The 12,226-nt window shown below is 62.1% G+C and carries 13 protein-coding genes; all 13 read right to left on the bottom strand.

Annotated elements, in window-relative coordinates; genetic code table 11:
• Positions 1–14: 14 nt before the first annotated feature.
• On the bottom strand, positions 15–263 hold the full coding sequence (locus VGK27_12435) for a hypothetical protein (protein ID HEY3490911.1): 249 nt from the start codon (positions 261–263) through the stop codon (positions 15–17).
• 180 nt (positions 264–443) lie between these two features.
• Positions 444–1,802 (bottom strand): sigma 54-interacting transcriptional regulator, encoded by a 1,359-nt coding sequence (locus VGK27_12430; protein ID HEY3490910.1) that lies wholly within the window; start codon positions 1,800–1,802, stop codon positions 444–446.
• Positions 1,803–1,835: 33 nt separating this feature from the next.
• The gene (locus VGK27_12425) at positions 1,836–4,307 is read right to left on the bottom strand and encodes a S8 family serine peptidase (protein HEY3490909.1); all 2,472 of its coding nucleotides are present in this window, start codon (positions 4,305–4,307) and stop codon (positions 1,836–1,838) included.
• Positions 4,308–4,366: 59 nt separating this feature from the next.
• Entirely contained in the window at positions 4,367–4,966 is a 600-nt protein-coding gene (locus tag VGK27_12420) for a hypothetical protein (protein HEY3490908.1), read from the bottom strand.
• A gap of 22 nt (positions 4,967–4,988) precedes the next feature.
• Entirely contained in the window at positions 4,989–5,510 is a 522-nt protein-coding gene (locus tag VGK27_12415) for a hypothetical protein (GenBank protein HEY3490907.1), read from the bottom strand.
• On the bottom strand, positions 5,500–6,861 hold the full coding sequence (locus VGK27_12410; protein ID HEY3490906.1) for a GspL/Epsl periplasmic domain-containing protein: 1,362 nt from the start codon (positions 6,859–6,861) through the stop codon (positions 5,500–5,502). The genes VGK27_12415 and VGK27_12410 overlap by 11 nt, the downstream gene beginning before the upstream one ends.
• Before the next feature lie 9 nt (positions 6,862–6,870).
• Positions 6,871–7,722: a hypothetical protein gene (locus tag VGK27_12405; GenBank protein HEY3490905.1), complete on the bottom strand. Its 852-nt coding sequence runs from the start codon at positions 7,720–7,722 to the stop codon at positions 6,871–6,873.
• Positions 7,712–9,247 (bottom strand): hypothetical protein, encoded by a 1,536-nt coding sequence (locus tag VGK27_12400; GenBank protein ID HEY3490904.1) that lies wholly within the window; start codon positions 9,245–9,247, stop codon positions 7,712–7,714. Before VGK27_12400 ends, VGK27_12405 begins: the two co-directional genes overlap by 11 nt.
• A gap of 34 nt (positions 9,248–9,281) precedes the next feature.
• Positions 9,282–10,271, bottom strand: a complete 990-nt coding sequence (gene gspK, locus VGK27_12395) for a type II secretion system minor pseudopilin GspK (GenBank protein ID HEY3490903.1) — start codon at positions 10,269–10,271, stop codon at positions 9,282–9,284.
• Positions 10,268–10,936, bottom strand: a complete 669-nt coding sequence (locus tag VGK27_12390; protein ID HEY3490902.1) for a type II secretion system protein GspJ — start codon at positions 10,934–10,936, stop codon at positions 10,268–10,270. Before VGK27_12390 ends, gspK begins: the two co-directional genes overlap by 4 nt.
• Positions 10,933–11,289, bottom strand: a complete 357-nt coding sequence (locus VGK27_12385; protein ID HEY3490901.1) for a prepilin-type N-terminal cleavage/methylation domain-containing protein — start codon at positions 11,287–11,289, stop codon at positions 10,933–10,935. Before VGK27_12385 ends, VGK27_12390 begins: the two co-directional genes overlap by 4 nt.
• Complete coding sequence (locus VGK27_12380) at positions 11,282–11,788, bottom strand: prepilin-type N-terminal cleavage/methylation domain-containing protein (GenBank protein ID HEY3490900.1); 507 nt, start codon at positions 11,786–11,788, stop codon at positions 11,282–11,284. The genes VGK27_12385 and VGK27_12380 overlap by 8 nt, the downstream gene beginning before the upstream one ends.
• Positions 11,775–12,224: a type II secretion system major pseudopilin GspG gene (gspG, locus tag VGK27_12375; GenBank protein ID HEY3490899.1), complete on the bottom strand. Its 450-nt coding sequence runs from the start codon at positions 12,222–12,224 to the stop codon at positions 11,775–11,777. Before gspG ends, VGK27_12380 begins: the two co-directional genes overlap by 14 nt.
• Positions 12,225–12,226 lie beyond the last annotated feature (2 nt).

Genomic DNA, 12,226 nt, shown 5'->3' with positions numbered 1-12,226 from the left:
TTGCACCCCCCTGGTTATTTGGAGCCCGCATAGTCGGAAAGTGATTTCTTGTTGGATTCTTTTTGCGCTTCGGAGGAAAGGGATTCGACCTTGGCCTGGGAGCTTCCGGACATCGCGGTGATGATGGTGGCGAACTGGTTACGGAGCTGGTTCCCGAAGATATTGACGATTCCGATGGCGGCGATCGCCACGAGTGCAACGATGATGATGTACTCGGTCAGCCCCTGACCATTGCGATTTTGAAGTCGGCTTTTTGTGGACATTTGCTGTGACTCCCTTCGGATTGGATAGCACCGAAAGGAGCAAGAGGCGTTCCGGGGGGGGAAGTACGGGGGCTGGGTCTGGAAAAGCCTGTTCCCATGGGGGGATAAGGAATGATGAGTCGGAGATGAATTCAGGGAGAGGACGAAAATGGACCGATAATCGGACTGATCGTCCGGAAATCAGTCCGGCCCGGGGGTCCGGATCGCGTACCGCTTGAGCTTTTCGAACAGGGTCGATTTGGCGATTCCCAAGGATCGGGCCGTTGCGGTTTTGTTCCACTGCTGGCGGATCAGCTCGGCCTGCAGGCTGCTCTTCTCGGACTGCTCCCAACGCGAAAGCGACGGATCGGCCGCCTCTCCCGGATCGATAGAACCCGAAGGAGCAAGAAAAGCGAAGTCTTCGGCCAGCAACGCGGTGTGCTCGGACATGACGACTGCCCTTTGGATGGCGTTGCGCAGCTCACGGACATTTCCGGGCCATTCCTGCAGCGACAGGAACGCGGCCGCGTCATCGGACAAGGAGGGGACCGGGCGTTTGTCGCTGGGGGACATCGATTCGAGAAAATGACGTGCGACCAGCGGCACATCCTCGCTGCGGTCCCGCAGCGGCGGGATGGTCAGCGTGATAGAGCCTACGCGGAAGTAAAGGTCATCACGAAAGGTTTTCAACCGAATCTCTTCCTTGAGATTCCGGTTCGTGGCTGCGAGGATCCGGACATCGGTGAGGATCGAATCGTTTCCGCCGACCCGTTTGAATTCCTTCTGTTCGAGAACCCGGAGCAACTTCGGCTGCAGGGAAAGGGGGAGCTCGCCGATCTCGTCGAGGAAGATGGTGCCGGAATCGGCGATCTCGAAGGCGCCCTTGCGTTGGGAGGTCGCTCCCGTGAAGGAGCCTTTCTCGTGTCCGAAAAGCTCGCTCTCGATCAGGTCGGCCGAGATCGCACCGCAGTTGACGACGACGAAGGGACGGCTGCTGCGGGAAGAAAGGTCGTGGATCCCCCGGGAAACGAGCTCTTTCCCGCAACCGGTTTCCCCTTCGACCAGGATCGGAAAATCGGATAGGGCCACCTTGCGGATGTTCTGTAGCAGGCGTTGCACACCGATGCTTTTCCCCACGATACCCAGGGGGTGAACGGAAGTTGGCGACGGTGCCGCCCGTTTGGGGCGGGCGAAAGGCGCGATAGCAGGCGAATATCCATTGACCAGAGTCGGGAGGGCTTCGGAACAGCGCGCGGCGTTGGTGTTGATGAAATGAATCTGGTAGGGACCGATCCGGAAGACCTGCCCGGACTCGAGCGGGATCTGGGTGATCCGGGCATTGTCCAGAAAGGTGCCGTTCCGGCTCGCGTCTGACAGGAAATATTGCTCGCCGACCCGGAAGATGCGGGCGTGCAGCCGGGAAACGGACGGATCCGGAAGCTGGAGGTCGGCTTCGGGACCGCGGCCGATCCTGACCTCCCGTACGCCGAGGCGAATTTCGACGGTCATGCCGCTGGAGATCGAGACGGAAAGCTTGGCCGGGTGCTCAGCCGGGATCATGTGGTCCTCCGCGAAACAGGATTTGGAGGGGAATCAGCAAGAGTGATGCCGCTTCATGACCCGGATCAGAATCAACGATCCGGCGAGTAGCCATGAGAAATCTGGCGATTCGGCGGATGCCGTGGCGGAACCGATCGAGCAGCCGCCGTGGGAGGAGCCGGACGCCGTCGGGGGCGTAAGAGGCGTTCCCGGGGCGACGAGCTGATAGGTGGCGACGGCGAGGAAACTGTTGTCGGTCCCGTCGTTGGACCGGACGCCGACGACGTAAGTCCCCGGCAAGTCGGGGATCAGGTTCGCATTGGCTCCGGAACCGACGATCGAGGCCACGCTACCGGAAGGTTTCGAAACGAGCATCCAGTTCCATGTGAGCGGGAGGCCGTCCGGATCGGACGAAACGGCCGAAAAGGGAACCGGGGTGGCGTTGTCGGACGAGGCCGGGCCGGAGATCGCCGGGGGCGTTGGAAGCCGGTTGGCGTGGATGGTCGCCGTTATCGTCGCGGGGGCGGTACCCGCGGGCACGGCTTGCGCTGCCGTCAGCGACACGCGGTAATCGCCCGGGATGTCGGGGGTAAACGCGGCCGACACGCCGGACCCGCCGAGCGTGGCTCCGGAGCCGGCGGGTTTGGAGAGCAGCGACCAATTGTATGCGAGCGCATTACCGAAGAAGGCCGCCGAACTGTTCGAGCCGTCGACCGTGACCGATGACAGCGTCGGAACGGATGAAGGAGCGGAAATGGCCGCGACGGTGGCGGTGATCGCCTTCAGGGCGTTCACTTTGCCGTACCCCCAGGCCGTGTTCGGGACGGTTCCGACGCCGTCGGATTCACGACGGATCCGCTCGCGCATCTGGGCGCCGGTCAGGGACGCGTTCGACTGCCAGATCAGGGCGGCGATCCCTGTGACGTGCGGCGTCGCCATGCTGGTGCCCGACATGATGGCGTAGTTGTCGTTGGACGTCACGATTTCGGACGGAAGGAAATTGGCATCGCGGGACCGTGCGGAATAGATGTTGGCGCCCGGGGCTGCGATATCCGGCTTCTGGCGGCCGTCGCGGGTGGGCCCGCTGCTGCTGAAAGCGGCGATGGATCCGACCGCACCCCAGTTGTCCGGGGTATTCCTGGTGACCCATGCCGCAACGGAGACTACGTTGTCCCCGTTGGCGGGCTCGATGATCTTCCCTTCGGTCGTAGCTGGAGAAAATCCCGCGCTGAAGGCGGAAGCCTGGTTGGGATCGATATCGATATAGCCGTCGATCACGCCGTTTCCCCCGGCGCGGGTTCGCGTCAAGGTGATGGACAAGGTGCCAAGCACGAGGGCGTTCGTCGGCGTGATCGTGATGTGGGTGGCGCCGTTGGGCACGGACGTGTCGACGCGGTTCGAAACGGCCAGGAATCCTGCCGAAATGGCGGTTTGACCGGAGAGAGTCGTCAGCGTGAACCCGGGACCGGTAACGGAAACCGTATATTCGTCGTATTCATTCTGCCGCCCCGGAAGGTTTGTCCCCGCTGCCCAAAGGTCGATTGGTTCCGGCCCGGGGGAACCTGTACTGGGCACCGGGACCATCACGGAAAAGGTCGTTGACCCGCCGAGCGTCGTAACCACGCCGTGGAAATGTTCCTTCAGGTCCCCTTCATTCCCGGCGGCGACAGCAAGGATACGCTTGCTTCCGGCAATACCTGTCGCGAAATTATTGACGGCGGATTCGAACAGGCTGGTCCCGTCGTGCGGACCTGTCGCCCCACCGAGACTCAAATTGACCGAAACCGGAGCATTACCCGCGGTCGTAAATATCTTGTCGAGACCGGCGAGGATATCGGTATCGAAGAAGCTTGTCTGGTAGAAGAGCATCCGGGCGCCGGGCGCCATGCCGGTGTAAGTCCCGCGCGAGGAAAAGCCGTTGCCAGCCGCGATTCCTGAAACGTGCGTCCCGTGCCCCCCCGAATCGATGCCGGCGGCGGAGGCTCCCGCAAAGCCGAACCAGGTGACCCGGGGCGACGACAGACTGCCATTGTCATAGAAGTCGCGATGCGATGCCGAGAGGCCCGTATCGACGATCCCGACCAAGGACCCGATGCCGGTGTAGGGGACTCCCTGCAGGCCAGCCCCGGTCCCGCTCTGGACGACGTCGGCCAGAACGGCGGGACGACTGAGGTCGAGCATCTTCCGAAGCTGCCTGGACGGTTCCATGTAGGTCACGGAAGGCCAGTTCGAGATATAGCGGACGACTTCTACCGGCATCCGGCCGACTATAAATCCTTGCGTGACCTCGACCGTTTCGGCTCCGAGATCGGCCATTTTCTTTGACAAGGAAGGATCGCCGGTCGTGCGGATCAACAGGGTGCGGGTGGGGGGGCCTGTGAACAACGAAAGAATCCCCTGCACACCGGGAATTCCCTTCGAGGTGTCTTCGATCGCCTGCATCAGGACGGGGTGGATCTTGCCCCGGAACGGGTCGACCGTGACGCCGGAGAGCGATGCAAGGCCGATCAGGGCGATCCCGCCCAATAAAAGAGATCTTTCGAATATCGCTTGGATCCGGATTCGCATACCGATGCCCTTCAGTTTTACATCACCCGAGTCTTGGATGCCGCTTCGTAATAAATGATTTCATCGATCGTCAGGAGCGCCGGCAGATCAAGCGTTGCCCCGCGGACGGTCCAGATGATGCCTGCGCGGGTGACGATGGCGAACCGGGCGGCGGTCAAAAGTCGTTCTTCACGAGCATCGGGCGGGGAGCGAAAGCGAATCAGCAGATCGATCGGATCCTTCTCGCGCCCCTCCTCGAATATTCGGATCAATCCGATCTCGAGCGTCGGATGGAGGCGTGCCAGCGACGCCTGACTCCCCAGGTAGCGGATCTTCTCGACGGCGGGTGATTCAATGAGACTCGATATCTCCCGGGCGGTCGCCACGATCAGCGCGGTCTTGCCGACGGTCTCGACCGGGGGAATCCCGGCGTCGGACAGCATCTCGGCCTGCTCCGGAAAGACCGGGGTCCGGAACCGGACGATAACCGCAAAGGGAAGGGGAGAATTGGCCAACAGGGCGTTCTTGAGTATCGGATCGCCGCGGTCGGTGAGCTGGCGTTCGAGTGACGGGGGCAGTTTCAGGAGCGTCGCGTCTCCCGGGCAACCGGAAACCGAAAATGCAAGCAACAGCAGCACTAGGAGCCCGGATGCTGCGCGTTTAACGCGGGAGAAGATATCCGACCCGGAGATTGGCATCGATCGCGCTGCTGCTTTCGTAGCGGCTCTTGTAATTGGCCGAGCGCACGACGACAGGCAGCGAACCTTCCTCGATCTTCTCGAGGAGGCGGACCAGCTCGAGGTAGCTGCGGTTTTCGATCTTGATGTCGAACGATTCTTCCTTGAAATATTCCCCATCCTTGACGCCGGTCGATTTGATGCTGAAAGCCGATTGGGGCAGGCCGGTTTCCTGAAGGCGAGCGGTGAGGCGCGACAACGGGGAATCCTGTGCGGCGCGGCCGGCCCTGACCTGGTCTTCCCTGATCCGGACACCGGCTTCCAGACGCCGGAGCTCGGGAATGGCGGCACGCAGCTCGGCCAGGTCTTTTTCGGCCTGGACTCGGACCCGCCCCTGAACCCGGATCTTGCCGACATCGGGGATGACGAGGAACGAGACGAGGAAAATCAGCGCCGCGGCCACTCCGCCCGCCGCCAGGATCTGCTGCTCTCGGTTAAGAGGCACGGCCGGGCTTCCTTTGCTCGATCAGGATCGCGAACGTGACGGTGTCGCCTTTGGCGCTGCCGCGGGATTCCTGGACGGTGACATCGTAGGATTTGCCGAACGCGGAAGAAATCGCGGTCCGGTAGACTTCGACGACGTTGCTGCCGGCAGCTTCGCCGGCCACACGGACCCGAGCGCCATCGACCGAGATTTCCTTGACCGAAAGCGACTTGTTGGCGGGCAGCGCGGCAGAGATCCGGCCCAGGAGGGGCGTGATGCGCGGAAGATCGAGACCAAGTTCATTGCGTTCCCGTTGCAGGGCGGCGATTTTCTCCCGAATCTGTGCGGTTTCCCGGACGACGACCTTGGCGGTTGGAACTGCAGCGCTGAATTCCGCCCGAAGCTGCTGTCGGACGGCAGCCACTTGCCGGGCCGCGGCCCAGCGGGCCGTTTCCAGCGCCACGAGCCCGGACAGGACGGCGATGGCGGAGGCGATAATCGCGATCCGGAGTCGCTTGCCAAGCCGATCGGCGCTCTCTTCGATGCCGGAGGGATTGTGCAGGGAAAAGCCGTGCATGATCTTGTCGGCAAAGGGAAAAAGCGCCGCTCCCCATGCGGTGACGGAAGGGTTCGTGAATTCGCCCGGCGGGATGATCCTGGACGCCGATGCGCCTGCGAGGCCGGCCGGCAGCGGACCTGCGATCAGGAGACGCTGTTCCTCCGAGCCCAGAAAGGACCGCACCTCGGTTTCGAGCAGATCGGGCGTATCGACGATCGAGGCAGGATAGAGACGAGTATGGCGAATCATCCCGTCGTCGGCGGACAGGCAGATCACTTCCGTTTCGAGTGAGACAAGGTTGAAGACGGGATCGGGCTGTGCGACGGAGGCGGCACACAGAAGGGATACCGGGTCGGTCACGACGGATTCGATCCGGAACCCGGCCTCGGAGAACAGGTCGACGAACCGGGTGACCGTGGAGCGACGAACGACAAATGCAATGTAGCGACCGCCCTGGGCTTCAGGAGAAGCGGACGAAAGCAGGTCCGAGACGATCTCCTCACCCTCGAACGGAAGGCTGCCTTCGATCTCGGCACCGTGGATGATGCGGGCGCTCTTGAGGTCGGGGACAGGCAGGTCGAGCATGCGGACGTGAAACTCGGACGGCGGCAGCGACAGCACGGCCGGGGGGAGGGATGGGGTCCCGAGGAACTCGCGGATCCGCTTCGAAAGCCCGTGGATGTCGTCGAGCGTGCCATAGGGTTCGGAGCAGGCGACTTCGCAGGTGCAGAGCGGTTTCCCCGCGAAGAGCGTCTTCTCCCAGCCGAATGCGGCCAGGCGGTCGCGGGAGATGGATATGCCGATTCGCTTCAAGATGCAGCTCTAGAAAAACCGGAATTCGCCGGCGGGCGAGAGCAGCGGGCCATAGATTCTTAGATTAACATTCTTGGCGTTTTTGGACACGAGGTTGAATATCGAGGCGACCTTTCCCTCGTAGGGATTACGGACCATAAGGAGAAACGTGATGGCGGAACGTGCAGGGGATCCGATATTGGTGATCTCCCCGGAGCCTTCGACCGGAGACCCCTCGTATTCGCCCCGAAGGGAAGAGACGTGGATGGCGTTCCCCAGCAATGTGTATTCCATCCGGGCGTTGCGGATCAGCGCTTCACGGACCGGTGAATCCGGGGCTGGGATCGGGAATTTGATGCTGGAGAATTGCGACTGTCCGCTTCCGGAGGCATGACCTGGCGAAGGCGTGCTCCAAGAAAATTCGGAACGCTCGATATTAAGGCCGAGACCGTTTCCGGGCAGGATTCCGGGCAGTTCGTCGGAGGCCAGGTTGGCGGCACTCAGACGGCCCCTGCCCAACGATGGGCCGGAAATCCGGGCATCGAGAAACCCGTTTCCCCGCGAGGCGCGGAGATGGATGGGGAGGCCGCGGAACAGCCAAAGAAGGTCGACCTTGATGTAGGCGTTGGACAGGGAGAACCCGTCGGGCATGGTCGGGATCATGAACGTCGCGTTGTCGAATTCGACGCCGATCGGGAACAGGAGCCGCGCGTCCTGCGCCTCGAGGCGAATCGCCTTTTTGGCGAGCCGCTGGGAAACCAGGCCGAGAATCGCCTCCTTCGGCAGCGTCAGGCAGAAGACCGCCAGGAAAACGGCCAGAAAAAGGAACGCCCCGGCCAGCGGGGGCGCCCACCGGCTCTGGATCAGGCGTTCAAGCGGCAACTCGGCCTCGTTTCCGGAGGATCGACCGTAATTTCAGGGCGGCAAGAGGAACACCCAGCATGAGGATTCCCGCCAGGGCATCCGGAAGAGTAGCCTGCCCTCCGGGGGCCGTCGAGCATCCCTTTTCCTTGAACAGGACAAACTCGTTGATCGTGGGCAAGCCCGTGACCATCAGGTTGCGGTTGGAGGCATTGGTGTTGTCGGTTCCGGACCAGAAGATGACGGCTTTTCCGCCGATGAACGAGAACGCGGCCTTGGAGTAGTCGTTATCGAGCGCATAAGACGCGGCATTGGAACCGTGGCCGATCGAAGTGGGGGGTGTCAGGAAACTGAAGTAGGGGTAAGACGTCGTCGTACCGACGGCCATGTAAATCGGTGCGGAATGCGGGTCGCCGTACCCGGTGAAGTGGATGCGATTCCCGAGGTCGAGGTGGGCTTCAGGCCGATAAAGATCGAAGGACGACGACAGAATCGCTTCGCCGGGGGGGGTCAGCAGGAAAAGGTTGTTCGTGCCGAGCAGGACCGCGTTGTTGTCCTGAGGGGCGGCGTCGGGGTTGAGCGTGACCCAGGCCAGGTTGCCTGCCCTCCCCGCGACGGACTCATCGACTGCCACGACGTAATAGACCTGGGTGGTCGGATTGGGGGACACGAGCATCTGGGGATGCGCCCAGTGGCCAATTCGATCGATGACGCCCGTGGCGCCGATCGCGGCGTTGTCGGGGTTGCCGCGGGAAGGGTCGACGAATTCCTTGACCATCGCGTAGTAGATCGAACTGGAATTGTCGAGCGTCGGACCTCCGGCGGCCCAGACGATATGGGAACGGTTCTGCGAGTCGAGCTTCAGGTTCGGGATCGGTTGCGCCCCGTTGCTGTCGGTGAAGGTCGAAAGCTGAAGCGGCGGGCGGACGACGGCATCGTTGTCGAGGGAGATGCGAGCGTACCAGACGTCGAAGAGGCCGCCGGCAGCACCGGATGCACGTTGGGAGAATGCGGCCCGGGCCGTGTTGTCGGCAGCAACGATTCCGAAAGAGATGTCCTGGACGTCACCTGCCGGGATTCCCTGGGCTTCGCGGACGGTCGTGGAAACAATGGCGTTATTGGACAGCGTCAGTTGGGCGATGAACAGTCGGACGTCGCCCGGAGGCGAGACGCTCTTCGCCTGAAACAGGATGACGACCCGATCGGCGCTCAGGAGCGCGATCTTCGGATGACGCACGTCGGTATAGCCGTTGTCGAGGATCGCGACGGAGGGGGTCACGACGAACCCAGCGGTCGTGCGGGTCAACAGGTTGCTCGTGAAATCGCTCGCCCCGTTGATCGAGGCGTAGTAAAGGCTGAAGGCGCCGGGTGTTCCCGAAGGCCCGATGAAGGCCACATGGACCGTGGTTCCGTTCGCCACGCTGGAGGGTTGGTCGAAGACGCCGCCGGTCGAATTGACAGGAACGGAAAATTCCGCGAGGCAGGCGGCGGTCGTCAGCGCGAGGATCGCGAAGGCCAGTGCAAACGCACGAATCGTACGGAACATGCTTCCCCCTTGGGGTGTGATGGTCGAGGATGGCTCATTCGAGCCGAAGATAGCGCCATTGTATCGCATTTCCCGTCCTTGTCCCGATCGCTTCGAACGTCCGGCGGATCCCGTTGACCTCCCCTTCGGACCGCACCAGGAAAGTACTCGACCTGACGTCGAGCAGGGCGGTGATTTGCGTGCTCCGGAATAGGTTCCCGAGTGCGGGGCTCGCCTTTTCGGTATCGGCCTTCAGGGAGGATGGGTCCCCCAGGCGGAAAGGCGTGTCGCGGCGGTACTGGATGAGACGGTCGGCCATGACGGCGTCCAAAGTGCCACCGTTGCGTTCATCCTCGTCGGCCGAGAGCGACATGAGGATCTCCTTCGGGGCGGTGTTGAGGTTGATGCGGCTCCCCTGCGCCGAGACGCAGACGAAGGGCTCCAGCTTCCGGTAGACTTCGGGGGTGACCCCGCGAACGAGTCGCAACTCTTCCACCGTATCGAACAAGTCGTTTTTGGCCTTGTAGGGGTTTTTCAGAGATTGGTAATAGCTGCTTTCAGCGCCTCCGGCTCGCGTCGAATCGTCGGCGTCCAGCCAATCGACGATGGAATCGGCGATCGTCGGGTCGAGGGCCAGATTTTCGAGAAGCTTCCTGAAAACCGCAACCTGTTTATCCTGAGCCCCGACAGTCCCTTTGGGGCCGATGAGGTCGTTCAGGTTGATCTTGCGTTCCTGGTCCACGATGGTGACCGTCACGAGCCCGGGGCCCAGGTCGATGGGCGGTGAGGCCCGCGACCATATCTCGTCGAGCGTATCGAAGGAATTGTTCCTTGCGTCTTCTCGCAGCGCGATGATCGCTGCCTGGGTGCCGGCCTCCGCCAAAAGGGAGGCACGGATCGAATCGCGGGCGAACGCGCTGCTTTGGGCGGAGCGCATCGAGACCCGGAAAATCTCGAACACGATCGTCACGATCAGCACCAGCGTCAGGAGCGTGATGAGCAGCGCGATCCCGGAGCGGGAGCGCAATCGTCGACCAGCACTCATGGTTTCGTCCTGTTTCCGGAGAACAGGGCCTGGGATTCGCGACCGGAAAGCGCCAGCGGGACCTCGCGGCGGAGCGATTCCCCGTTTTCGTCGATGAGCGTGACGGCGATCCTTTTCGGGAGCAAGCCTTTCTTCTCGGAGGAAGACCAATCCTTTTGCCATGTCGTCCCGTCGAAAAGCTCGAACCGGACTCCCTTGATCCGGCGGGCGATGCGCGACTCGCGCGTGGGCAGGCGGTTTTCGATCAAAGCAAGGTCGGATTGCTCTCGGTAGAGGTCGAGGTAGCCGGCCTCTACCGCGACTTTCGGGTAATAGCGGATTTTGACGAGGCCGCTCGACAAGCGATCGTCGGATTCGGACGCGGGCGAGAAAGCCATCAGTGTCAGCGCGCCTCCGGGCTGGCCTGAAAATGTGTCTTCATGCGCCATCATCTGCGTGTCCGGTAGCGAAACAGAAGAAACGGCTCCGGCGAAATCTCCGCCGATGCGGTCGAGCGCCATTGCGAGCTGCCTGGACTTGGAATAACGCTCTGAAAGAAGTTCACGCGTCCGTGCGGCGCCGGTGAAGGCGGCGAGCAGCAAAACGAGAAGGGCGGAAAAGATCGCCAGCGCCATGAGGATCTCGATAAGGGTGAAGCCGCGGAGGTCTCGGAAAAAGCGTTTCATCGGACCGCTAGCCCCGAAAGGAGGATCCGCTCGTCCGTGCCGTTTTCGGTCCAGACCACCGTGAGATGGACCTCGCGGGCATCTTCGTGGAGCGCCTGGGTGACGTTCAGCTGCCAACGATAGCGGTCGTCGGGAGCGTCGAACTTCCCCTCCGATTCTCCCGTCCCGGGGAATGTCGTCAGCGATTTCCGGATCTCGGCCTCCCCGAGGAGCGTGGCCTTGAGCCAGCCTTCGGAACGCGCCTGCATGGCAATCCCGTCGGAGGAGATCCGGAATGCGACGACGAGGGTTCCTGACAGGATCGCCAGCGCCACGAGGATCTCGAGCAGCGTGAACCCTTTCCTGTTACGCATCTTTCTGGAGGTTCCCTTCGATGACGTCGACGGATCCGGTGACGGGGTCCAGGTGGAGCGTCCAGGCAATAGGCGCCGCATTGCTCGCATCCTTGAGGCGGATCAGGAGGTCGGCCAGTCGACCGCCCGGCAGGTACCGGACTTCGGAGACGGCATCCAGACGCCGGTCGTCGCCTTCGATGGTGATGCCCGTGATCGTGACGTTGTTGCCGAAGTCGTGGCGGTCTTCCGGCGAATCATGAAGGCTGCTCGGGGAATAGAAGCGGTAGCTGGAGGATCCCGGATCGATCTGAAGGCGCCACTCCTTTTTCTCGAACAGCGCCCCGTCGAATGCCGCCTCGGAATTGGCCGAAAACTTTCGGATCGCCGCCTCGCGGCTGTCTCCGCCGATTGCGGCAAGCCGGGGGGCGGCGATCCAGAGGATCAGTCCCAGGAGGAACAGGACGATCGAAAGCTCGACCAGCGTGAAGCCGGCCGGGCGGCGGCTATTTCTTGACATCCCAGGAATTGATGTCGGCATCCTCGTTCTCGCCCCCAGGAACGCCATCGGCCCCGTAGGACGTGATGTCGAATTCGCCGTGCGTTCCCGGAGAGACGTAAATGTAATCGTTGTTCCACGGATCCTTGGGGACGCGGTCGAGGTATCCACCCTTGCGGAAGTTTTTCGGGATGCGGCCGGCTTCCGGGATCGTGACCAGCGCCTGCAGCCCCTGGTCGGTAGTGGGATAGAAGCCGTTGTCGAGCTTGAACAGCTCGAGCGCCTGCTCGAGGTTCTTCATCTGAACCGCCGACTGGGTTCGCTTGGCCTCCTCGGTGCGGCCGATCAGCTTGGGCACGACGAGTGCGGCGAGCAGCCCGAGGATGACGACGACGACCATGATCTCGATCAGCGTAAAACCGCGGCGGTCGCGGAAACGGGTTTCGTGCGTTTTCATTC

The sequence above is a fragment of the Candidatus Deferrimicrobiaceae bacterium genome (assembly GCA_036504035.1).
In the GTDB taxonomy this organism is placed as follows: Bacteria; Desulfobacterota; Deferrimicrobia; order Deferrimicrobiales; family Deferrimicrobiaceae; genus JANXPS01.
Note: the sequence above shows the minus strand (reverse complement) of the source record. Positions and strands in the feature narration are given on the sequence as shown.

Excerpts from the sequence above, each read along its gene's own strand:
- VGK27_12435 (HEY3490911.1), bottom strand. The coding sequence starts at position 263 with ATGTCCACAAAAAGCCGACTTCAAAATCGCAATGGTCAGGGGCTGACC.
- VGK27_12430 (HEY3490910.1), bottom strand. The coding sequence starts at position 1,802 with ATGATCCCGGCTGAGCACCCGGCCAAGCTTTCCGTCTCGATCTCCAGC.
- VGK27_12400 (HEY3490904.1), bottom strand. The coding sequence starts at position 9,247 with ATGTTCCGTACGATTCGTGCGTTTGCACTGGCCTTCGCGATCCTCGCG.
- gspK (HEY3490903.1), bottom strand. The coding sequence starts at position 10,271 with ATGAGTGCTGGTCGACGATTGCGCTCCCGCTCCGGGATCGCGCTGCTC.
- VGK27_12390 (HEY3490902.1), bottom strand. The coding sequence starts at position 10,936 with ATGAAACGCTTTTTCCGAGACCTCCGCGGCTTCACCCTTATCGAGATC.
- VGK27_12385 (HEY3490901.1), bottom strand. The coding sequence starts at position 11,289 with ATGCGTAACAGGAAAGGGTTCACGCTGCTCGAGATCCTCGTGGCGCTG.
- VGK27_12380 (HEY3490900.1), bottom strand. The coding sequence starts at position 11,788 with ATGTCAAGAAATAGCCGCCGCCCGGCCGGCTTCACGCTGGTCGAGCTT.
- gspG (HEY3490899.1), bottom strand. The coding sequence starts at position 12,224 with ATGAAAACGCACGAAACCCGTTTCCGCGACCGCCGCGGTTTTACGCTG.